Below are 20,096 nucleotides of genomic sequence, written 5' to 3'. Positions count from 1 at the left end.
GGTGTCGCCGCAGGCTTCCCTGAGCCGTCTCGTGCCTCCGGTTGGTACCGCCTGCTGAGCCGATGTCACCCATCCGGCGTGGAAATGCCGTGCCTTGGCCGTTTGCGCTGCCGAACCCGGGCGGCGGGTCCATGGTGGAGATGGGTGCGATCCGGCGACCGCGCCCGCGCGTCGATCCGGGCCCGGCCCGCCGAACGCCCGCCGCTTCCTTCCACGGGCGCCCGAAACCGGGGCCCGTACCGGCACGCTGGGAACAGGGCCACCTCGCAGGGAACCGAACGGTTCTTCTAGGCTCACATCTCGGCCTCCCTGCGGCGGTGCGGCCACTGCGCCCGCCAACAGGAGGCCGCCGTCCACGGGGCTCCGGGCGGACCGGGGCCACCGGATCGAGCGAGGAGGACGCAATGCCAAGCACGCCGCCCAACCGTTCCACCGCACTTGGGCCAGAGGGACCGGTCCGACGGGCCGTGCAACATCCCGGCCGGCCGGTGCGGTCCGGCCGGGCCTGGTACCCGGGCGGGAGCGGTCGGCCGGTACGGCCGCTGAATACCGGCTGCGGCCGCGGAGGCGAGCGTTGAGTCCCCAGATCGTCGGGTCGCCGGCCGCACCGGGTGCCGCCGCAGAACCCGACCACGTATCGGTGACCGTTCCCGCCGCCACCGACGGCGAAGCCCTGGCCGGCACGGCCGACCCTGCCGCTGCCGCTGCCGCTGCCGCTGCCGCCGTGGTCTCCGTGGCCGTTCCGGCCAACTCGGGTGCCACGGCGGTCGGCTCGACCGCCACCGGTTCGGCCGCCGCCAGTGCCACCGCGGCGCTGCCCGGACTGCCGCAGGCGCTCAGCAGCCGGGCCCGCACCCTGGCCGGCGCCGTCCGGCGGCGCTGCGCGGACCTCGCCCGGATCGAGTCGCCCAGCGGTGACGCGCCCCGACTCGACGCACTGGCCGAGGAGTTGGCGGCCGGCTTCCGGGCCACCGGGGCCACCGCCCGCCGCGAACCCGGTCCGGCCGGGGACCACCTGGTGCTGGAGTGGGAGGGGCGGGACGAGACCCTGCCCCACCTGCTGATCGTCGGCCACCACGACACCGTCTGGCCGGTGGGCACCCTGGCGGACTGGCCGGTGGCCGAGCAGGACGGGCGGCTCACCGGGCCCGGCGTGGTCGACATGAAGGGCGGACTGGCCGTCCTGGAGGGTGCGTTGGCGCTGCTCGCGGACCTGGGGCAGCGGCCGCACCGCACTGTGCGACTGGTCGTGGTGTCCGACGAGGAGGTCGGCAGCCCGGACGGGCGGCGACTGGTCGAGCGCCAACTGCGCGGTGCGGCGGCCGTCCTGGGGCTGGAACCGCCGCACCCGGACGGTCGGTTGAAGACCGCGCGGCGCGGCAGCACCCGGGTGCGGCTCACCGTCACCGGGCGGGAGGCCCACGCGGGCAACGACGCCCACGACGGGGTGTCGGCAGTGGACGAACTCGTCGACCAGCTGGTGCTCGTCCGGGGTCTGGCGGGTCAGCCCGGCACCGAGCTCAACGCCGGTCGGATCAGCGGCGGTTCGCGGGCCAACGTGATCGCCGGTCGGGCCGAGGCGGAGCTGGGGCTGCGGTTCTCCACGGTCGAGGCGCAGCGCCGTACGCTCGACAATCTGACCCGGCTGACCGCGCTGCGGCCGGGCGCGCGGGTGCGGACCGAGGTGCTGTCCAGTCGGCCGGCCTGGCCCGAGCGGAGCGGCAACCCGCTGCTGAGGCACGTGCGTTCGCTCGCCGCGGTGCTCGGGCAGCAGTTGGACGGCGGGCCGGCGGGCGGGGCCGGGGACACCAACCTGCCGGGCTCCCGCGGACTGCCGACGCTGGACGGCTTCGGCGCGGTGGGCGCCGGTGCCCACGCCCGGCACGAGTACATCCGGCTGGACCAGCTCGCTCCGCGGATCGCCCTGCTCGCCGCGCTGCTCGCGGTGCCGCTGCCACGGCTTCGGGACCGCGGGGAGGGGTGAGCGGGGGCGGCTGGCAGGCAACAGGCGACAGACAACAGGCGACTGGCAACAGGTGGCCGCTGACCGCTGACCGCTGACCGCTGACCGCCCACAGCCGACGGCTCACAGGTAACAGATCACAGCTGACGGATAACAGCTGACAGAATTCAGATTCTGTCAGCTGTTATCCGTTTCCGGCTCCCTCGCCCGTCCCTTGCCATCCCTCCACCTCGCCGCGCAGAATGGTACCGACCGAACGGTCAGTCGGTCGGTCGATCGTGTGACGTGAGAGGGGACCGTGGTGAGAGCAGAGGTGGCCGAGGCCGTCCCCGCGCAGACGCCGGAGGACCGGTTCGACGCGGTGATCGCCGCCGAGCAGCGGATCGAGCCCAGGGACTGGATGCCCGACGCTTACCGGGCCACCCTGATCCGCCAGATCGCCCAGCACGCCCACTCCGAGATCATCGGCATGCAGCCCGAGGGCAACTGGCTCACCCGGGCCCCCTCGCTGCGCCGCAAGGCCATCCTGCTCGCCAAGGCCCAGGACGAGGCGGGGCACGGCCTCTACCTCTACGCCGCCGCCGAGACCCTCGGCGTCGACCGCGCCGAGCTGACCGAGAAGCTGATCAGCGGCCGCCAGAAGTACTCCTCGATCTTCAACTACCCCACCCTGACCTTCGCCGACGTCGGCGTGATCGGCTGGCTGGTGGACGGGGCCGCGATCTGCAACCAGGTCCCGCTCTGCCGCTGCAGCTACGGTCCGTACGCCCGGGCGATGGTGCGGATCTGCAAGGAGGAGTCCTTCCACCAGCGTCAGGGCTACGAGCTCCTGATGACCCTGATGCGCGGCACCGACGGCCAGCGCCGGATGGTCCAGGACGCGGTGGACCGCTGGTGGTGGCCGTCGCTGATGATGTTCGGCCCGCCGGACGCCGACTCGCCGAACACCGCCCGCTCGATGGCCTGGCGGATCAAGCGCCACACCAACGACGAGCTCCGGCAGCGCTTCGTCGACATGACCGTGCCGCAGGCCGAGCACCTGGGCGTCACCCTCCCCGACCCCGAGCTGCGCTGGAACGAGGGGCGCGGCGGCTGGGACTTCGGTGAGCCGGACTGGTCCGAGCTGACCAGGGTCATCCACGGCCAGGGCCCGTGCAACGCCCAGCGGATCGACCGCCGCCGGGCCGCCCACGAAGAGGGCGCCTGGGTCCGCGAGGCGGCCGTCGCCTACGCGGCCAAGCGCGCGGCCGAAGCCGCCGCAGCACCCGCGGTCGTAGTCGACACCGCAGCCGCAGCCGCAGCCGGAGCCGCTGAGCGGCAGACCCCCGAACAGGAGAACGGAAAGTGACCGAGTCCAAGGCCGGCTGGCCGCTGTACGAGGTGTTCGTGCGCCCGCGGCGCGGCCTGAACCACGTCCACGTGGGCTCGCTGCACGCCTCCGACGACCGGATGGCCCTGCTCGCCGCCCGCGACCTGTACACCCGCCGCAACGAGGGCGTCAGCCTCTGGGTGGTCCGCTCGGACGCGATCACCGCCTCCACCCCGGACGAGCGGGACCCGTTCTTCGAGCCCAGCGGTGACAAGGTCTACCGCCACCCGACCTTCTACGACATCCCCGAGGATGTCCCGCACATCTGACGGGGGAGCCACCGTGCACGACCACACCGCGTCCGCCACCGAGGACGACCACGTCTACCTCAGCCTCGCCGGGGCCACTCCCGGCCCCGAGGGCGAGGGCCGCTGGGCCTACGGGACCGGCTTCGCCGACCCGCTGCTCGGCGTGGACACGGCCCTGCCCGCCGGCCTGGCCGGCCCGGACCTCGCCGCCTACTGCCAGATGCTCGGCGACGACGCCCTGGTGCTCGCCCAGCGGCTGATCGAGTGGTGCACCCGGGCGCCCGAGCTGGAGGAGGAGGTGGCGCTCGCCAACCTCGGCCTCGACCTGCTCGGCCAGGCCCGGCTGCTGCTCACCCGGGCCGGTCAGGCGGACGGCTCCGGCCGCACCGAGGACGACCTGGCGTACTGGCGGGAGGAGCACGAGTTCCGCAACGTCCGCCTGGTGGAGACCCCGAACGGCGACTTCGCGTACTCGGTCGCCCGGTTGCTGCTGTTCGCCACCGCCCGCGGCGCGCTGTACGAGGCGCTGAGCGCGCACCCGGACCCGGTGCTGGCCGCGGTCGCGGCCCGGGGCGTCAAGGAGCTGGCGTACCACCGCGAGTACGCCACCGCCTGGACGCTGCGGCTCGGCGACGGCACGCCGTACTCGGCGGAGCGGATGCAGGCGGGGCTGGACGCGGTCTGGCCGCTGCTGGAGGAGCTGTTCACCGCGCACCCGGTGGAGCTGAGGGCCGGCGTCGACCCGGCGCGGCTGCGCGAACCGGTGCTGCGCGAGCTCGCCGCCGTCCTCGCCGAGGCGCGGCTGACCGTGCCGGACGTCCCGCCGCTGGCCACCGTGCTGGGCCGGGCCGGCCGCGACGGGGTGCACACCGAGGAGCTCGGCCCGCTGCTCGCCGAGATGCAGGCGGTGGCCCGCGCGCACCCGGGGGCGACGTGGTGACGGCCACCGCGGCCACCGCAGCCACCGCAGCCACCGCGGCCACCGTCCGCGGACCGGCCTGGGAGGTCGCCGCGGCCGTCCCGGACCCGGAGCTGCCGATGCTCACCCTGGCCGACCTGGGCGTGCTGGCCGGGGTCGAGGTGGACGACGGCATCGGCACGGTGACGGCCTGGCTGACGCCGACCTACTCGGGCTGCCCGGCCGTCGCCGAGATGGCCGCCGACGTCGACCGTCGGCTGCGCGCCGCCGGGTACCCGGACGTCCGGGTGCGGCTGCGGCTGGACCCGCCCTGGTCCACCGACCTGATCACCGCCGAGGGCCGCCGCAAGCTCGCCGCGGCGGGCATCGCCCCGCCGCGCCCCACCTCGGCCCTGGCGCCCGCCGCCGGGCCGGTCCCGCTCCTGCTGGGCCCCACCCGCACCGGTGCCGCGCCTCCCGTGCCCTGCCCGCAGTGCGGCGGCACCGAGACGGAGGAGCTGTCCCGCTTCGGCTCCACCGCCTGCAAGGCGCTCTGGCGCTGCCGCGCCTGCCGCGAGCCGTTCGAACGCGTCAAGGAGATCTGAATGCCCGCCGCGACCCCAGTGTCGGACCCCGTCCGCCCGGCCCGCCGTCCGACCTTCCACCGGCTGCGGATCGACCGGGTGGAACGGCTCTGCGAGGACGCCGTGGCGGTGACCTTCGCGGTGCCGGACGACCTGGCGGCCGAGTACGCGTTCCGGCCGGGGCAGACCCTGACCCTGCGCAAGCTGGTGGACGGCGCCGACGAACGCCGCTCGTACTCGATCTGCGCCCCGGTCGGCGGGCCGCTGAGGATCGCCGTCCGCGAGGTGCCCGGCGGACTGTTCTCGCGCTGGCTGGTGCGCGAGGCCCGGCCCGGCGAGGAGGTCGAGGTGCTGACGCCGTCCGGCCTGTTCAGCCCCGAACTCGGCGAGCCCGCCGACCACGTGCTGCTCGCGGCCGGCTCCGGCATCACCCCGATGCTGTCGATCGCCGCCTCCGTGCTGGCCGCCGACCGCCGCTCCACCGTCACCCTGCTCTACGGCAACCGGCGCTCCGACACCGTGATGTTCGCGGATGAGCTGGCCGACCTGAAGGACCGCTACCTCGGCCGCTTCCAGCTGGTCCACGTGCTCTCCCGGGAGACCAGGGACGCCGAACTGCTCAGCGGTCGGCTGGACCCGGATCGGGTCCGGGCGCTGCTGACGGCCCTGGTGGACGTCGGCGGGATCGGGCACTGGTGGCTGTGTGGCCCGTTCGGCATGGTCGCCGGTGCGAAGGAACTGCTCGCCGAGCTGGCGGTGCCCGGCGAGCGGGTGCACCAGGAGCTGTTCCACGCCGAGGACGAGCCGCTCGCCGAGCGCGACGAGGACTGGGACGGCGCGGACGGCTCGGAGGGCTCGGGTACGACCGGCGAGCGCAGCGAGGTCACCGTCGTCCTCGACGGGCGCGGCAGCACCCTCGCCCTCCCGCGTGACCGCTCGATCCTGGACGGTGCCCAGCGCTCCCGCCCCGACCTGCCGTTCGCCTGCAAGGGCGGGGTCTGCGGCACCTGCCGGGCGCTGGTCACCGAGGGCGAGGTGGAGATGCGTCGCAACTTCGCGCTGGAGGAGAAGGAGCTGGCGGCGGGGTACGTCCTCACCTGCCAGGCTCGGCCGGTCACCGACCGGGTCACCGTCGACTACGACCGCTGATCCCCGCCGGTTCAGCCGGTTCAGCCGGCTGATCCGGCGGTTCGGACGGCAGCGGGGACTTGGCCGGGGACGGTGGCGGGGACGTGGGCGGCGAGGTGGGTGGGCTCGGTCTCGCCGGCCGGGTCCCCGAGGAGTCCGACCAGGTCGTTGACGGCGGCGCGGCCGGCTCGGTTCGCGCCGATGGTGCTGGCCGACGGGCCGTAGCCGACCAGGTGGACCCGCGGGTCGGCGGTGGCGCGGGTGCCGGTGAGGGCGATCCCGCCGCCGGGGGAGCGCAGGCCGAGCGGGGCGAGGTGGCCCACCTCGGGGCGGAAGCCGGTCGCCCAGACGATCGCGTCGACCGTCAGCTCCTCGTCGCCCCACGCGACGCCGTGCTCGGTGAGCCGGTCGAACATCGGTCGGCGCTTCAGTGCGCCCAGTTCCTCGGCCCGGCGGTAGGCGACCGAGGGGCCGAGGCCGGTCACGCTCACCACGCTGCGCACCGGCAGCCCCAGGCGGACCCGCTCCTCCACCTTGGCGACCACCGCGCGACCGTACTCGGGGGTGAACGGGCCCTCGTGGTAGACGGGCTCGGAACGGGTGACCCAGACCGTCTCGCCGACCGCGGCGACCTCCGAGAGCACCTGGACCGCCGAGGCACCGCCGCCCACCACCAGGACACGCCGGCCCGCGAACTCCTCGGGGCCGCGGTACTCGGCGTAGTGCAGCTGGCGGCCCGCGAAGTGGCCCGGGTAGTGGGGGAGGAAGGGGCGGGTCCAGGTGCCGGTGGCGTTGATCAGCGCCCGGGTGGACCAGGTGCCGCTGTCGGTCTCGACCAGCAGCCGGGAGTCGGGGCGCTCGGACTCGGCGTGCACCGCGCGGACCGCTACCGGGCGTACGACCGGGAGCGCGTGCCGGGTCTCGTACGCCGTGAAGTACCCCGGCACCACGTCGCGCGCGCGGGCCTGGGGGTCGGGTGCCGGGAGCTCGGCGTCCGGGAGGTCGTGGAAGCCGTGCACGGTGGCCATCCGTAGGGACGGCGAGCGGTGCGCCCAGGCACCGCCGGGGGTGGCGTTGGCGTCGAGGACGACGAAGCCGCCGTCGACTCCCTCCCGGTAGCGGGCGAAGCCGCGGCGGCCGAGGTGGTAGGCGGCGGACAGTCCGGCCTGTCCGGCGCCCACCACCAGGACGTCCACGAGTCGCGGACCGGCCGCGTTGGTTGCACCGTAAACAGTCACGCCGGTGAAACATCGGACGGTCGGTGACTGTTCCCGCGCCGGGCGCGGGCCGGGTGGCTCAGCCGATCGGGGAGATCACCGCGGCGGTGCCGTACGCGCAGACCTCGGTGCCGACGTCCGCCGCCTCCGTGACGTCGAAGCGCATCATCAGGACGGCGTTGCCGCCGCGCGCCTTGGTCTGCTCGATCAGGCGCTGCATCGCCTCGTTGCGGCTCTCCACCAGCGTCTTCGTCAGACCGCGCAGCTCGCCGCCGATCAGCGACTTCAGCCCGGCGCCGATCTGGCTGCCGATGTGGCGGCTGCGCACGGTCAGTCCGAAGACCTCGCCGATCACGTGATCGACCCGGAAACCGGGGATGTCATTGGTGGTCACGACCATGACGTCGGCGTTCGGGCCCTGCCCGCCGCCGTACTCGTTGATGTCAGCCATGGGGGTCATCCTGCCGGTGTCGTGCGTCCGAGTGACAGAGGCGCGGCGGGGCGGTGGCCGAGACGGGTCTCCGGAAGCTGGTTCAGACCGGTGATCGGGCGGCCGAAAGGCCGTACCGTAGCCCCATGGGCGAGCGAAGCGATCATCCGCAGGGGCCGGGCGCGGCGGAGTACTCCGACGCGCCGGAGATCGAGGCGACGGTGGTGCTGGGCCTGCGGATCACCGACTGGCCGGCGCTGCGCGCGGCCGCGATCAAGGCCGTCGAGGAACTGGACTTCGAGGGCATCGACCCGGCGGGCCAGCGCCGTGAACTGCTGCGCGAGGTGGCCGAGGACGCCAACGCGGCCCTCGGCGCACTGCTGCACCCCGACCGGCTGGTGGCCGCGATCCCCGGGGTCGAGGCGATCGGCGGCACGCTGGAGATCAGCGTCACCGAGGACTTCACCCCGGACTTCGCCGAACTCTTCCCGCTGGACGGCGGCGAGGAGGAGGACGGTGGCGCGGGCGCGGACTGGACCCTCACCCCGCGCACCGCCTGCCTGCTGCACGCACAGCTGCTCGGCCTGGCCGACGCCGCCTACGACGACCTCGACGAACACGGGGACGACCCGGTCGTCGACGGCGAGGACGTCGACTGGACGGTCTTCGCCCGGCTGCCCCAGCGCACCTGGCGGCTGCACCGCGGCTGGCGGCGCACCATGGCCCGGACTTTCGACGACCTCGCCGACGACCTCGCGCTCGGCGAATGGCCGCTGCCGCGTTGCCTGGCCGAGGAACTCGCGTTGCGGATGGCCCTGGTGGACGCCCGGACCCTGCTGGGCTCCCAGCCCGAATCGGTGGCCGACATGATGGGCGACCTGCCGGCCGACCTCTACGACTACGACTGGGACGGCTGCCACGACGAACTGTTCGGCGTGTACGGGCCGGACGACGGGGACCCGGAGCTCGGCGCCGAGCAGCGCACCGAACTGCTGCTGACCGCGACGCACCCCGAGGGATGGTTCCTGATGTACGAGGACGCGGAGGAGCGGGACCCGCAGCGCGGCTACCGGCGCTGAGCGGGCGTCGGGCGGGCGTCGGTCGAGCGCTGGGCGGGCGTCGGTCGGGGGCGGGCGGCTAGGCTGCCGACATGTCCGATGTGTCTGGTGTGCGGGGTGCGCCCACGGGGGATCCGGGCCCGGGGGAGTCGGGGTCGGACGGTCCGGGGTCGGACGGTCCGGGGTCGGCGGGGGACGAGTCGGCGCTGGGGCGGATCGCGCTCGGGCTGGACGGCGTACGGGCGGCGCAGCTCGGGCGGACCGCCGAGGCACGGACCAGCTTCGAGGCCCTGTGGGAGGAGCTGGGAGAGCGGGACGTCTTCCACCGCTGCGTCCTGGCGCACTATCTGGCCGATCTGCAGGACGACCCCCGGGCCGAGCTGGAGTGGGACCGGCGGGCCCTCGCGGCGGCCGACTCGCTGACCGTCGAGCGGGCCGCGACCTACGAGTCCGCCCTCCAGGTCCGGGTCTTCTACCCCTCGCTGCACCTCAACCTGGCCTCCGACCACCTCAAGCTCGGGGAGCCCGACCTGGCACGCGAGCAGCTCGAACGGGCGGTGCGGAGCCTGGACGAGCTGCCTGAGGACGCGTACAGCACGGGGATCCGGGCGGCGGTGGAGGAACTGCGGCAGCGGCTGCGCTGAGCGGGTGGCCGGGTCGGTGCGGTGCGGGTGGGCCGTAGGGGGTCTGCCGGGGGTGGGCCGGGGCGGTGGGGGTGGGGCTGGCATCCTGGACGGGTGACTTCTCCGTTCGATGCCCCGGCCCCCGCGCCCGCCCCCGACGACGTTCGAGCCCCCGACGACGTTCCCGGTCCGGAGCACGTTCCCGGCCCCGAGGACCGCGACGCGCGACAGCAGTACGTGCTGCCGATGGTCGTCCGGCTGGAGAAGGCCACGCCACCGGGGCGGACGGACGCGCTGGAGACCTCGGCGCGGGCGGTGCTGACGCTGCTCGCCGACCCCCGGGTGACCGATGTGGACGGCGAGTGGGCGGAACGGGTCGCGGCCTGGGAGGACGCCCGGATCCGCAAGGTGGTCCGACGGGCTCGGGGCGGGGAGTGGCGCCGGGCCGAGGAGCTGCCGGGCATCACGGTGCGGGGCCAGGAGGCGGAGGTGCGGGTGTTCCCGCCGATCCCGCTGGACGGCTGGCCGAAGGAACTCGCCAAGTTGCAGGTCTCCGGGACGGACCTGGCGGAGACCGCCGAGGTCGGCGCGCCCGAGCCGGGGCTGCCGGTGCTGTGGCTCAACCCGGAGCTGGAGATGAGCGCCGGCAAGACCATGGCCCAGACCGGGCACGCGGCGCAGCTCGCCTGGTGGCGGTTGGACGGGGCGCAGCGCAAGGAGTGGGCGGAGTCGGGGTTCGCGCTCGCGGTTCGCACGGCGGCGCCGGAGGTGTGGGAGGAACTGGTCCGCAGCGGGCTGCCGGTGGTGCAGGACGCGGGGTTCACGGAGATCGCCCCCGGGCCGACCGTCGCAGTCGAAGGCGGCACGCGCTACTGCCCCACCCCGCGCCTCCGGCGCCCGTGAACGCACCGCTCTGACCCGTTGCGGGCCCCAGGTCCGCCCGCGGTCGGCGACCGGGGAGTGTACGCCTCGTCGGCGAGGAACAGCAGGACGGCGGTGTCGTCGGCCCGACCGCCCTCCTCTCCGGCGCGCCGGGTCAGGTGATCGGTTCGGGCGCTGGTACGGGGCCTGGCAGCGGGCCGGGGCGGGGGCCCGGTTCCGGTGCGGGCGCAGGCGGCGGCTGCGGATCGGGCTCGGGCTGCGGCGGGGCGGGCGGTACCGGGTCGGGGCCACCCGGCGCGGGGACCGGGCCGGGCAGGGGGCCGGGCTCCGGCCCACCGGGGCCGGGCGCCGGTGTCGGGTCGGGCGGTACCGGATCGTTCGGAGGTGTGCCCATTCCGCGTGCTCCTTCCGCGGGACCGTGTCCGCCGTGACGGCAGCGCGACGGGTTCGGCCGGGCGTCCGCAGAAGCGTCGAAGCCCGGGGGCGCCTGGCCGCCGCCCACGTCTTCACGGTAGAGCGGGCGCTAAGCAGCGGCAGGTCAGCACGGGGCGATGCCCCGCCGAGCCCACAACCGCCCGCGGCATGCCGGCTGGCGCCGGGGCGCCGACCACGCGAGCATCTGGCCATGACGGAACCCGAGCCTTCACCGGTGAGCCATGACGCCCACTACATCGGCGCGACCGCCCGCCTCTACGGCTGGCAGGTCCTGCACGAGCAGGACGAGACGATGCGGTTCTCACTGCTCGACTGGACGCTGCGGGCGGAATTCTCCCCGGACGGCCGGTTCACGTCCGCCAGGGCCGATGGCCCCGGCAGCACGGACACCGAGCTGGACTTACGGACCGTGCTCGACGTGCTCGAAGAGTACGGCAGCCCCTCGCCGCCCGAGGAGACGTGAAGCCCCTGGCCCGCGGCCGATGCCGATTCCGCCCGGCGGCAGCACGACGAGGTGAGGGGACGGTGACCGGCAGGCAGGCGCCCGCCGTAGATGTGCGTGATCCTGGACTGGAGCGGCCCAAGTCGCCAAGTCGTGCCGGTGGCTGGGGCGAGGGCCGGCCGGCCGAGAAGGGCTGCGAGCCGTCGTGCCCGATCACGCGCCGCCACACCGGCGCCGGGACGTGACCAGCGGCCCGAGCGGAGGTCATACGGCTGATGAGCGGCAGCGAGCACGAGTCGGCAGGAGCGCGGGACACGGTCGGGGGCCGCGTCTACACCGTCACCGGCGGTGACTGGGACGAGGTCGCCGATGTCGAGCAGCGGCGAGAACGGGCGGACGACGAGCGGATCATCGTCAACATGGGGCCGCAGCACCCGTCCACTCACGGCGTTCTGCGCCTGGTCCTGGAGATCGACGGCGAGACGGTGAAAGAGGCCCGCTGCGGCATCGGCTACCTGCACACCGGCATCGAGAAGAACATGGAGTTCCGCAACTGGGTCCAGGGCACCACCTTCGTGACCCGGATGGACTACCTGGCTCCGCTGTTCAACGAGACCGCCTACTGCCTGGCGGTGGAGAAGCTGCTCGGCATCACCGAGCAGGTCCCGGAGCGGGCGAGCGTGATCCGGGTGCTGATGATGGAGCTCAACCGGATCGCCTCGCACCTGGTGGCGTTGGCCGCCGGCGGGATGGAGATCGGCTCCACCACGCTGATGGTCTACGGGTTCCGTGACCGCGAGGTCATCCTCGACGTCTTCGAGCTGGTGACGGGCCTGCGCATGAACCACGGCTACGTCCGACCGGGCGGCCTGGTGCAGGACCTGCCTCCAGGCGCGGTGGACCAGATCCGCGCGGCGGTCAAGCTGCTGCGCTCGCGGATGCCGGAGTACGACAAGCTCGCCACCGCCAATCCGGCCTTCAAGGCCCGGCTGGTCGACGTCGGCTTCCTGGACCTGGCCGGCTGCCTGGCGCTCGGAGCGACCGGCCCGATCCTGCGGGCCACCGGCCTGCCGCACGACCTGCGAAAGACCGACCCGTACTGCGGCTACGAGAACTACGAGTTCGAGGTCGCGACCGCCGACACCGCGGACTCCTACGGCCGGTTCCTGATCCGGCTGGAGGAGATGCGCCAGTCGCTGCGGATCGTCGAGCAGTGCCTGCACCGGCTGGCCCCCGGCCCGGTCATGGTGGGCGACAAGAAGATCGCCTGGCCGGCCCAACTGGCCGTCGGACCGGACGGGTTGGGCAACTCGCTCGACCACATCCGAAAGATCATGGGTGAGTCCATGGAGGCGCTGATCCACCACTTCAAGCTGGTGACGGAGGGCTTCCGCGTCCCGGTGGGGCAGGCCTACGTGGCGGTCGAGTCAGCCAGGGGCGAGCTGGGCGTGCACGTCGTCTCCGACGGCGGCACACGGCCGTACCGGGTGCACTTCCGCGACCCCTCGTTCACCAACCTGCAGACGATGGCCGCGATGTGCGAGGGCGGGCAGGTCGCGGACGTCATCGTCGCGGTGGCGAGCATCGACCCGGTGATGGGAGGCGTGGACCGGTGAGAGCCGTCGCACCGCGGACGCGCCGTGGCCGCCGAAACGGCCCACGAGTGCCGTGACGGCCGCTCACTTCAGGCGTTGAACACGGCATTGCGGCGTAGCTGTTCCGCGCACCACCAGAAGTGCCGGTCACGGTCGTCGAGGCCGAAGAGGTCGTAGGTCGTGAGGGCGTATGCGGCCTGATAGGCGGTGAGGGTCTCTGAGGTGTACCCGAGTTCCTGGGCGAAGAGTCCGGTGAGTTCCGCGGTGTGCTCCTCGGCGTGCGGCCCGTACATGTCGTAGACGGCAGCGGTGACGGCGGCCTCGAAGGCCGGGTCGCCCGCGGTCGTGTAGAAGCCGAAGTCGAGCACTGCGACGGGCCGACCGGCCGCGTCGAGGTGGATGTTGGGCGGGACGAGGTCGCCGTGGATCGCGGTCGCAGGCGCGTCGGGGAGGAACCGCAGTGCCTTTCGCGTGCGCTCGACACCCGCCTCGAAGTCCGGCACACAGGCGGCCAAGGCGGCACCGTGCCGGGCTGTGGCCCGGGCGACCAGGGCCGCGAGCGCGTCGCGGAAGCTGTCGTGGTCCCGCCACAGTGGACGGTCGTCACCCTGAACGGTCAACCGGCGCATGGCGCCGGTGCCCGGGACGGAGGCCAGGCCACGCAGAACGGCGAGTAGCGCGTCGCTGTGCCGGGTGGGTACCTCGCGCTCGTGGGCGGCCCGCGCGGAGTCGACTCGCATCGAGTCTCCGGGCAGCTCGCGCTCGTACGTCACCAGGACACCCTCGTGGTCCTCGGCGTCGAGGACCTCCGGGGTGGAGAACGGCAGCGGGTGCCGCGCGATGTCCGCGTACACCTGGCGGGTGAGAGCGAAATCGGCCGGCGGCCGACCGCTCCACACCTTGGCGACCCGGCCGTCGCCCAGCCCGTAGACGACGCCCTCGACACCAGCGCCGATACGGCGGACACCCAGGTGCCCGCGGTCGGCGAAGTACGCGAGCCATCGGTCGGAGAGCGGGACTTCCGCGTTCGGGTAGTTCTCCATCCACGCATTGGACCAGCAGCCACACCGACCTCGCGAGGCGTTTTCGTGCGGCGCCTCGCCGGGGCGGCGGGGAATCAGGCCGCGACGAGTTCCTGTTCGCGGTCCGGCGTCGTGACCTTGGGCTTCCTGTTCGGCAGCGAGAGCCGGAAGACCTTGCGCCACGCGGAGAACACCTGCTTGGGCAGCGGCCCGGTGACGTACTCCAGCTCGTACTTCTCGAACAGCGCGCGCACCTTCACCGCGACTTCGGCGTACCGGTTGCTCGGCAGGTCCGGGAACAGGTGGTGCTCGATCTGGTGCGACAGGTTGCCGGTCATGAAGTGCATGGCCCGGCTGCCGCTGATGTTCGCCGAGCCCATCATCTGGCGCAGGTACCACTGGCCGCGCGTCTCGCCCTTGATCGACTGGCGCTCGAAGACCCGTACGCCCTCGGGGAAGTGCCCGCACATGATCACCGAGTGGGACCAGACGTTGCGGACCAGGTTCGCGGTGAACGTGGCGGCGAGCGTGGTGAGGAACGACGGGCCCGACAGCAGCGGGTGGATCACGTAGTCCTTGAGCACCTGCTTGCGGATCTTGCGGCCCACGGCCCTGGCCCGCGCGCGGAACTCCGGGTCCTTGCGGCGGCGCTTCCGCAGGTTCTTGCCGAGCTCCAGGTCGTACGCCGCGATGCCGTACTCGAAGAAGCAGGCGTTGACGAAGTTCCACAGCGGCTGGCCGAGGTGGAACGGGTACCACTTCTGGTCCTCGTCGACGCGCATGATGCCGTAGCCGAGGTCGTTGTCCTTGCCGATCACGTTGGTGTACGTGTGGTGCAGCTCGTTGTGGGAGTGCTTCCACTGCTCGGACGGAGAGACGTGGTCCCACTCCCAGGTGGTGGAGTGGATCTTCGGGTCCCGCATCCAGTCCCACTGGCCGTGCAGGACGTTGTGGCCGATCTCCATGTTGTCCATGATCTTCGCCACGGACAGACCGGCGGTGCCGAGCAGCCACGCGGGCGGGAAGATCGAGAACAGCAGCACGCCCCTGCTGGCCAGTTCGAGCTTGCGCTGCGCCGAGATGACCTTGCGGATGTAGGCGGCGTCCTTCTCGCCGCGGCCGGCGATCACCTCGTCGCGGATCGCGTCCAGCTCACGGCCGAGCTCCTCGATCTGCTCCGCGGTCAGGTGGGCGGTGGGGTCGATAGCGGTCAAGTGCTTCTACCGTTCGATGTCGCAGGGGCCCGCCGCGGCGGACACGCAGGTCTGGATGAGGACGCCCGGCTCGGCCTCGGTGATCTCGCCGGTGCGCAGGTCGCGGACGGCGCCCGCCTTGAGCGGCGTGACGCAGCCGAAGCAGATGCCCATGCGGCACCCGGAGGGCATGAGCACGCCGGCCTCCTCGCCGATGTCCAGCAACGGTGTGGCACCGTCCGCGTCGACGGTCTTGCCGGTGGCGCTGAACGTGACCTCGCCGCCGCCGTTGTCGCCGTCGCCGGTCACGACGATGCGGGGGCGGAAGCGTTCGGTGTGCAGGCGCTCTCGCACGCCGTGCGCGGTCCAGTGCTCCTCCGCGGTGTCGAGCAGGCCCGCGGGCCCGCAGGCCCAGGTCTCGCGCTCCGCCCAGTCGGGCACGAGTTCGCCGAGACGGGAGATGTCGAGCCTGCCGTCCGTGTCGGTGTGCACCTCGGTGAGGCGCAGTTTCTTGGCCGCGACCAGGTCGTGCAGTTCGTCGCGGAAGATCACGTCTCGCGGCCGGGGTGCGCAGTGGACCATGACGGCGTCGTCGAACTCGACGTCGCGCAGCATGCCCATCACGGGCGTGATGCCGCTGCCGGCCGTCAGGTAGAGCACCTTGGCGGGCTTGGCCCGCGGCACCACGAAGTCACCGGCCGGCTGCTCGAGCTGGACCAGTGTGCCCGGTGTCGCCCTGTGGACCAGGTGGTTGCTGACCTTGCCGTCCGGGACCGCCTTCACGGTGATCGTGACGCGGCCGTCCTGGCGGTCCGTCGGTGAGGTGAGGGAGTAGGAGCGCCACAGCCTCCTCCCGTCGACGTCGACCCCGATCCGCACGTACTGACCGGCCGTGTGGCCGCGCCAGCCCCGTCCCGGCCTGATCACGATGGTCGCGGCGTCACCCGTCTCGGGGTGCACGGCCTCGATGCGCCCACGCAGGTCGGCGCCCGCACGCAGCGGGCTGACCAGGTCGAGGTAGTCCGACGGCAGAAGCGGCGTCGTGACCATCTCCAGCAGTTTCCACGCCCTGCTGCGGAGGGCTGAACTCGTCATGACTCCAGCTTGCTGCGCCTCAGGGCGTAAAGTCCTGACCGTAGGACGTAAATCTGGTCGGCTGAATTGTTCGCAGGGAACAAAAACGTGAGCCATGCAAACCGGAGGGCCGGCGAGCTGGTCCTGGACGAGACGACGGTCACCGCGCTTCGGGCCGCGCTGACGGCCACCGCCGACGAGGTCGTCCAGGCGATCATCGACGAGGTCCCTCCCTACGCGAACGCCCTTTCGGGCCGCATGGGCGGCACCATCCGCCGAGCCGTCCGCACCGCCCTGGGGCACTACCTGGACCGCGCGAGCGGGAACGCCACCGGCGGCGACGCCGGTGACGCGGCCTACGAGCTGGGCCGCGGCGAGGTGCGCGACGGCCGTTCGATGGACGCCCTGCTCAGCGCCTACCGCGTCGGCGCCCGGGTGGCCTGGCGATGCCTGGCCGCCGGTGCCGTACCCGCCGGCCTGCCCGCCGCCGAGGTCGCGAAGTTCGCCGAACTGACCTTCGCCTACATCGACGAGCTCTCCGCCGCGAGCGCCGCCGGCCACGCCGACGAACTGGCCGCCCGGGGCTGGGCCCGCGAGCGCCACCTGGAACAGCTGGCCCGTGACCTCCTCGCCGGCGCGAGCCCGGACGTGCTGCGGGCCTCGGTTCAACGGGCCGGGTGGCAGCCTCCGGTTTCGCTGACCGCGGTCCTGCTGCCCGCCGCCCAGGCCCGGCCCGCGTACCGCGCGCTCGACCCGAGCACCCTCGTCCTCGACGATCTACCGGACGCCACCGGTGCGCTGCTCGTCCCCGATGCCGACCGGTCACACCTCCTGCGGCAGCTGACCGACCGCACCGCCGTGGTCGGCCCGGCACGGCCATGGACCCGTGCGTCCGCCTCGTACGCACGAGCGGTACGCGCGCGCTCCCTCTCCCCTGACATCCGCGACACCGAGGAGCACCTGCCCGAGCTGGTGCTGAGCGCCGACGTGGACGCGTTCGCGGACCTGCGTGCCCGAGCCCTCGCGCCGTTGCGGGCCTTGCCGGTCACGACCGCTCGGCGGCTGGAGGAGACGTTGCGGGCGTGGCTGCTGTACCAGGGCAGGCGGGACGAGGTGGCGGCGGCGTTGTTCGTCCATCCTCAAACAGTGCGGTACCGGATGTCGCAGCTGCGGGAGCTCTTTCCGGATCTCGCATCGCCGCACCGGGTCCTTGAGCTGACCCTGGCGGTGGGTGTTCGGGGCGGCTGATGCGTACTGGCAGGTGCCAGGTAACAGATGACGGCGAACAGGTGGCGGATGACGGATGACAGACGACGGATGACAGATGACAGCGAACAGATTTCGAAATCTGTTCGCTGTCATCTGTTTGTCGCCACCTGTCACCCGTGACCAGTCGGCCGCCCCGCTCGGCGACCCCCTTCGCCGGCTACCCGCCCGAGGCCTGGTGCCGGCGCATCGCCCGTAGCCCGCCGTAGACGGCCGCGGCCGTCCAGAGCGCCATGATCAGCAGCCCGGTCCAGTGCCCGTAGTGGATGCCCGGCTCGGTCTGGGTGCGCATCGCGTACAGGCCGCCCCGGTCGGGCAGGAACTGGCCGACTTCGCGGACACCGGGGATCGCGGCCAGCCAGGTGGTGCCGAGGAACACCATCGGGGTGAGCAGTCCGAGGGCCGCGGTGAAGTTGCCCAGCATGGCGGTCAGTCCGAGGCAGAGCAGCACCATCAGCGGGTGGTACAGCACCCCCGCCAGGAAGCTGCGGACCAGGCCGGGGGTGGAGAGGTCGATGCCGACGGTGGCGCCGACGACCAGGAAGGAGCATGCGGTCGAGACCAGGCCCAGCAGCAGGCCCAGCCCGGCGCCGAGGGCGAGCTTGGCGCCGTACAGCCGCCCGCGCCCGGGGACGGCGGTGAGCGAGGTGTCGATCATCCGGGTGTTGAACTCCTGCCCGATCAGCAGGATCCCGAGGCAGGCCAGGGCGACATGGCCGAACAGCAGGCCGTAGTAGATCCCCCCGGCCGGGTCCTCGCCGGGGGTGTGGTCCTTCGCGCCGTAGGCGGCGTTCACGGCGGCGGTGATGCCGACGGTCAGCACCAGCGCGACCAGCGGGGCCGCCCACTGGGAGGGCAGGGTGGTGAACTTGATCCGTTCGGCGCGCAGGGCGTTGCCGAAGCCGGGCATCCTCATCTCTCCTTTCTCCTTCATCTCTCTTCATCTCTCCTGCGTGCGAGGTCACTTGGCGCGCTTCAGGGCCCGCAGGCCGCCGTACGCGGCCAGAGCCGTCCAGAGCGCCAAGATCAGCAGTCCGGTCCAGTGCCCGTACACGGTGTGCGGGTCGTCGGCGTAGTGCAGCGCGTACTGGCCGGCCCGGTCGGGTAGGAACTGGACCGCGTCCCGGGCGCCGGGTACGCCGGCGAGCAGGGGGGAGAGCAGGAAGACGGTCGGGCCCAGCAGGCCCATGGCGGCGGTGAGATTGCCGAGCAGGGTGGTCACCCCGAGGCAGAACACCACCAGCAGCGCCGGGTAGAGCACCCCGGCGGTGGCCGCGCGGGCGAAGGCGGGGCCGTGCCAGTCGGCGGGGACGGTGGCCGCGTAGCCGGCGAAGGCGCCCGCAGTGCCGAGCGCGCCGGCACCGAGGCCGACCAGTGCGCCCAACGCCAGTTTGGCGCCGTACAGTCGCCCGCGCCGGGGGACGGCGGTGAGCGAGACGTCGAGCATCCGGGTGTTGAACTCCTGCCCGATCAGCAGGACTCCGAACGCGACCAGGACGGCCTGGCCGAAGTTGAGCCCGTAGAAGACGCCGACGCCGGGGTCGTCGGTGATGTTGCGGTCCTTGCCGCCGAGGGCCGCGCCGACCGCCGTGGTGACACCCGCGGTGAGCAGGACGGCGATCAGCGGCGGGAGCCAGAGCGAGCGGAGGGTGGTGAGCTTGATCCGTTCGGCGCGGAGGGCGCAGGACAGGGCGCTCATGCGGCGGCCTCGGCGCGGTACTCGACGGTGTCGGCGGTCATCCGCATGAACGCCTCCTCCAGCGAGTCCTGTTGGACCGCGATCTCGTACAGCACCACGCCTTCGGCGGCGGCGAGCGCCGCGATCCGCTCGGGCTCGGCGCCGGTCACCTCCCAGGCGCCGCCGTCGACTTGGGTGGCGTCGAGGCCGTGGTCGGGGCCGGCGAACAGGGCGGCCAGTTTGGTCGGGTCCACGGCGCGGACCCGGATCCGGGTGCGGCCGTGCCGGTCGATGAAGTCGGAGGTGGCGGCGTCCGCGAGTAGCCGGCCGCGGCCGATCACCACCAAGTGGTCGGCGGTGAGGGCCATTTCGCTCATCAGATGGGAGGAGACCAGCACCGCCCGGCCCTCGGCGGCCAGTTCGCGCAGCAGGGTGCGGATCCAGCGGATGCCCTCGGGGTCGAGGCCGTTCACCGGCTCGTCCAGCAGCAGTGCCACCGGATCGCCGAGCAACGCGGCCGCCACCCCGAGACGCTGGCGCATGCCCAGCGAGAAGCGTCGGATCCGCTGCCCGGCGGCGTCCGCCAGGCCGACCTGTGCGAGCACCTCGCCGACCCGGCGCTCCGACAGGCCGTTGCTCGCGGCGAGCCAGCGCAGGTGGCCGCGCGCCGTCCGGCCGCCGTGCAGGGCCTGGGCGTCCAGCAGGGCGCCGACCTGCCGCAGCGGGTCGGCCAGTTCGGCGTACGGGCGGCCGTCGATCAGGGCGTGCCCGGCGGTGGGGCGGTCCAGGCCGAGAAGCAGACGCATGGTGGTGCTCTTGCCCGCGCCGTTCGGGCCGAGGAAGCCGGTCACCACGCCGGGGCGGACCTCGAAGGACAGGTCGTCGACGACCCGCCGGCCCTCGTACTCCTTCGTCAGGCCCTGGATCTCGATCACGGCCGCGCTCCCTTCGGGTCGTTCGGTGGTGCGTTGCTGCCGGTGCTTCCGGCCGG

Annotated in this window: 20 protein-coding genes; 12 read left to right on the top strand and 8 right to left on the bottom strand. The window is 73.0% G+C overall.

What is annotated here, in order from left to right:
* Positions 1-640 precede the first annotated feature (640 nt).
* From ACZ7BZ_RS06555 to paaE, 6 genes are all read left to right on the top strand, one after another.
* A complete protein-coding gene (locus ACZ7BZ_RS06555; RefSeq protein ID WP_470357391.1) occupies positions 641-1,984 on the top strand; it encodes a M20/M25/M40 family metallo-hydrolase in 1,344 nt (447 codons plus the stop codon).
* 277 nt (positions 1,985-2,261) lie between these two features.
* Entirely contained in the window at positions 2,262-3,311 is a 1,050-nt protein-coding gene (gene paaA, locus ACZ7BZ_RS06550; protein WP_470357390.1) for a 1,2-phenylacetyl-CoA epoxidase subunit PaaA, read from the top strand.
* Positions 3,308-3,601 carry a 1,2-phenylacetyl-CoA epoxidase subunit PaaB gene (gene paaB, locus ACZ7BZ_RS06545; protein WP_030234269.1) on the top strand — a complete coding sequence of 98 codons (294 nt, stop codon included), beginning with the start codon at positions 3,308-3,310 and terminating at the stop codon, positions 3,599-3,601. Before paaA ends, paaB begins: the two co-directional genes overlap by 4 nt.
* On the top strand, positions 3,585-4,520 hold the full coding sequence (gene paaC, locus ACZ7BZ_RS06540; protein WP_470357389.1) for a 1,2-phenylacetyl-CoA epoxidase subunit PaaC: 936 nt from the start codon (positions 3,585-3,587) through the stop codon (positions 4,518-4,520). Before paaB ends, paaC begins: the two co-directional genes overlap by 17 nt.
* Positions 4,517-5,083: a 1,2-phenylacetyl-CoA epoxidase subunit PaaD gene (paaD, locus tag ACZ7BZ_RS06535; RefSeq protein WP_470357388.1), complete on the top strand. Its 567-nt coding sequence runs from the start codon at positions 4,517-4,519 to the stop codon at positions 5,081-5,083. The genes paaC and paaD overlap by 4 nt, the downstream gene beginning before the upstream one ends.
* Positions 5,084-6,211 (top strand): 1,2-phenylacetyl-CoA epoxidase subunit PaaE, encoded by a 1,128-nt coding sequence (gene paaE, locus ACZ7BZ_RS06530; protein WP_470357387.1) that lies wholly within the window; start codon positions 5,084-5,086, stop codon positions 6,209-6,211. It abuts the gene before it with no gap.
* A 20-nt stretch (positions 6,212-6,231) separates the two neighbouring features.
* Here the strand turns inward: paaE and ACZ7BZ_RS06525 are convergent, their stop codons facing one another.
* Together ACZ7BZ_RS06525 and ACZ7BZ_RS06520 are read right to left on the bottom strand one after the other, a co-directional pair.
* Positions 6,232-7,428 carry an NAD(P)-binding domain-containing protein gene (locus ACZ7BZ_RS06525; protein WP_470357386.1) on the bottom strand — a complete coding sequence of 399 codons (1,197 nt, stop codon included), beginning with the start codon at positions 7,426-7,428 and terminating at the stop codon, positions 6,232-6,234.
* Positions 7,429-7,486: 58 nt separating this feature from the next.
* Positions 7,487-7,858 carry a YbjQ family protein gene (locus ACZ7BZ_RS06520; protein ID WP_375890615.1) on the bottom strand — a complete coding sequence of 124 codons (372 nt, stop codon included), beginning with the start codon at positions 7,856-7,858 and terminating at the stop codon, positions 7,487-7,489.
* Between the two features lie 125 nt (positions 7,859-7,983).
* On the opposite strand from ACZ7BZ_RS06520, the gene ACZ7BZ_RS06515 reads away from it, so the two are divergent.
* The 5 genes from ACZ7BZ_RS06515 (at position 7,984) to ACZ7BZ_RS06495 (ending at position 12,893) form a co-directional block, all read left to right on the top strand.
* Positions 7,984-8,916, top strand: a complete 933-nt coding sequence (locus tag ACZ7BZ_RS06515) for a hypothetical protein (protein WP_470357385.1) — start codon at positions 7,984-7,986, stop codon at positions 8,914-8,916.
* A 71-nt stretch (positions 8,917-8,987) separates the two neighbouring features.
* Positions 8,988-9,539: a hypothetical protein gene (locus ACZ7BZ_RS06510; RefSeq protein WP_470357384.1), complete on the top strand. Its 552-nt coding sequence runs from the start codon at positions 8,988-8,990 to the stop codon at positions 9,537-9,539.
* Positions 9,540-9,632: 93 nt separating this feature from the next.
* Entirely contained in the window at positions 9,633-10,421 is a 789-nt protein-coding gene (locus tag ACZ7BZ_RS06505; RefSeq protein ID WP_470357383.1) for a peptidyl-tRNA hydrolase, read from the top strand.
* Between the two features lie 604 nt (positions 10,422-11,025).
* The gene (locus ACZ7BZ_RS06500) at positions 11,026-11,298 is read left to right on the top strand and encodes a hypothetical protein (RefSeq protein WP_470357382.1); all 273 of its coding nucleotides are present in this window, start codon (positions 11,026-11,028) and stop codon (positions 11,296-11,298) included.
* A gap of 254 nt (positions 11,299-11,552) precedes the next feature.
* Positions 11,553-12,893, top strand: a complete 1,341-nt coding sequence (locus tag ACZ7BZ_RS06495; protein ID WP_470357381.1) for an NADH-quinone oxidoreductase subunit D — start codon at positions 11,553-11,555, stop codon at positions 12,891-12,893.
* Positions 12,894-12,961: 68 nt separating this feature from the next.
* Here ACZ7BZ_RS06495 and ACZ7BZ_RS06490 read toward each other — a convergent pair whose 3' ends face one another.
* From ACZ7BZ_RS06490 to ACZ7BZ_RS06480, 3 genes are all read right to left on the bottom strand, one after another.
* Complete coding sequence (locus tag ACZ7BZ_RS06490; RefSeq protein WP_470357380.1) at positions 12,962-13,915, bottom strand: aminoglycoside phosphotransferase family protein; 954 nt, start codon at positions 13,913-13,915, stop codon at positions 12,962-12,964.
* A gap of 74 nt (positions 13,916-13,989) precedes the next feature.
* The gene (locus tag ACZ7BZ_RS06485) at positions 13,990-15,108 is read right to left on the bottom strand and encodes a fatty acid desaturase family protein (protein ID WP_470357379.1); all 1,119 of its coding nucleotides are present in this window, start codon (positions 15,106-15,108) and stop codon (positions 13,990-13,992) included.
* A 6-nt stretch (positions 15,109-15,114) separates the two neighbouring features.
* Positions 15,115-16,182: a ferredoxin reductase gene (locus ACZ7BZ_RS06480; RefSeq protein ID WP_470357378.1), complete on the bottom strand. Its 1,068-nt coding sequence runs from the start codon at positions 16,180-16,182 to the stop codon at positions 15,115-15,117.
* Between the two features lie 87 nt (positions 16,183-16,269).
* Here ACZ7BZ_RS06480 and ACZ7BZ_RS06475 point away from each other — a divergent pair, with 87 nt between their 5' ends.
* Complete coding sequence (locus ACZ7BZ_RS06475) at positions 16,270-17,409, top strand: PucR family transcriptional regulator (protein WP_470357377.1); 1,140 nt, start codon at positions 16,270-16,272, stop codon at positions 17,407-17,409.
* 178 nt (positions 17,410-17,587) lie between these two features.
* On the opposite strand, the gene ACZ7BZ_RS06470 is transcribed toward ACZ7BZ_RS06475, so the two are convergent.
* Genes ACZ7BZ_RS06470 through ACZ7BZ_RS06460 form a run of 3 tightly spaced genes read right to left on the bottom strand, consistent with a single transcriptional unit; the run spans position 17,588 to position 20,040 of the window.
* Positions 17,588-18,343, bottom strand: a complete 756-nt coding sequence (locus ACZ7BZ_RS06470) for a hypothetical protein (RefSeq protein WP_470357376.1) — start codon at positions 18,341-18,343, stop codon at positions 17,588-17,590.
* A 45-nt stretch (positions 18,344-18,388) separates the two neighbouring features.
* Positions 18,389-19,126 carry a hypothetical protein gene (locus ACZ7BZ_RS06465; RefSeq protein WP_470357375.1) on the bottom strand — a complete coding sequence of 246 codons (738 nt, stop codon included), beginning with the start codon at positions 19,124-19,126 and terminating at the stop codon, positions 18,389-18,391.
* Positions 19,123-20,040: an ATP-binding cassette domain-containing protein gene (locus tag ACZ7BZ_RS06460; RefSeq protein WP_470357374.1), complete on the bottom strand. Its 918-nt coding sequence runs from the start codon at positions 20,038-20,040 to the stop codon at positions 19,123-19,125. The genes ACZ7BZ_RS06465 and ACZ7BZ_RS06460 overlap by 4 nt, the downstream gene beginning before the upstream one ends.
* Between the last annotated feature and the right edge of the window lie 56 nt (positions 20,041-20,096).

The organism is Kitasatospora sp. NPDC036934, assembly GCF_055608425.1.
This window is presented reverse-complemented; position numbering and strand designations above follow the sequence as displayed.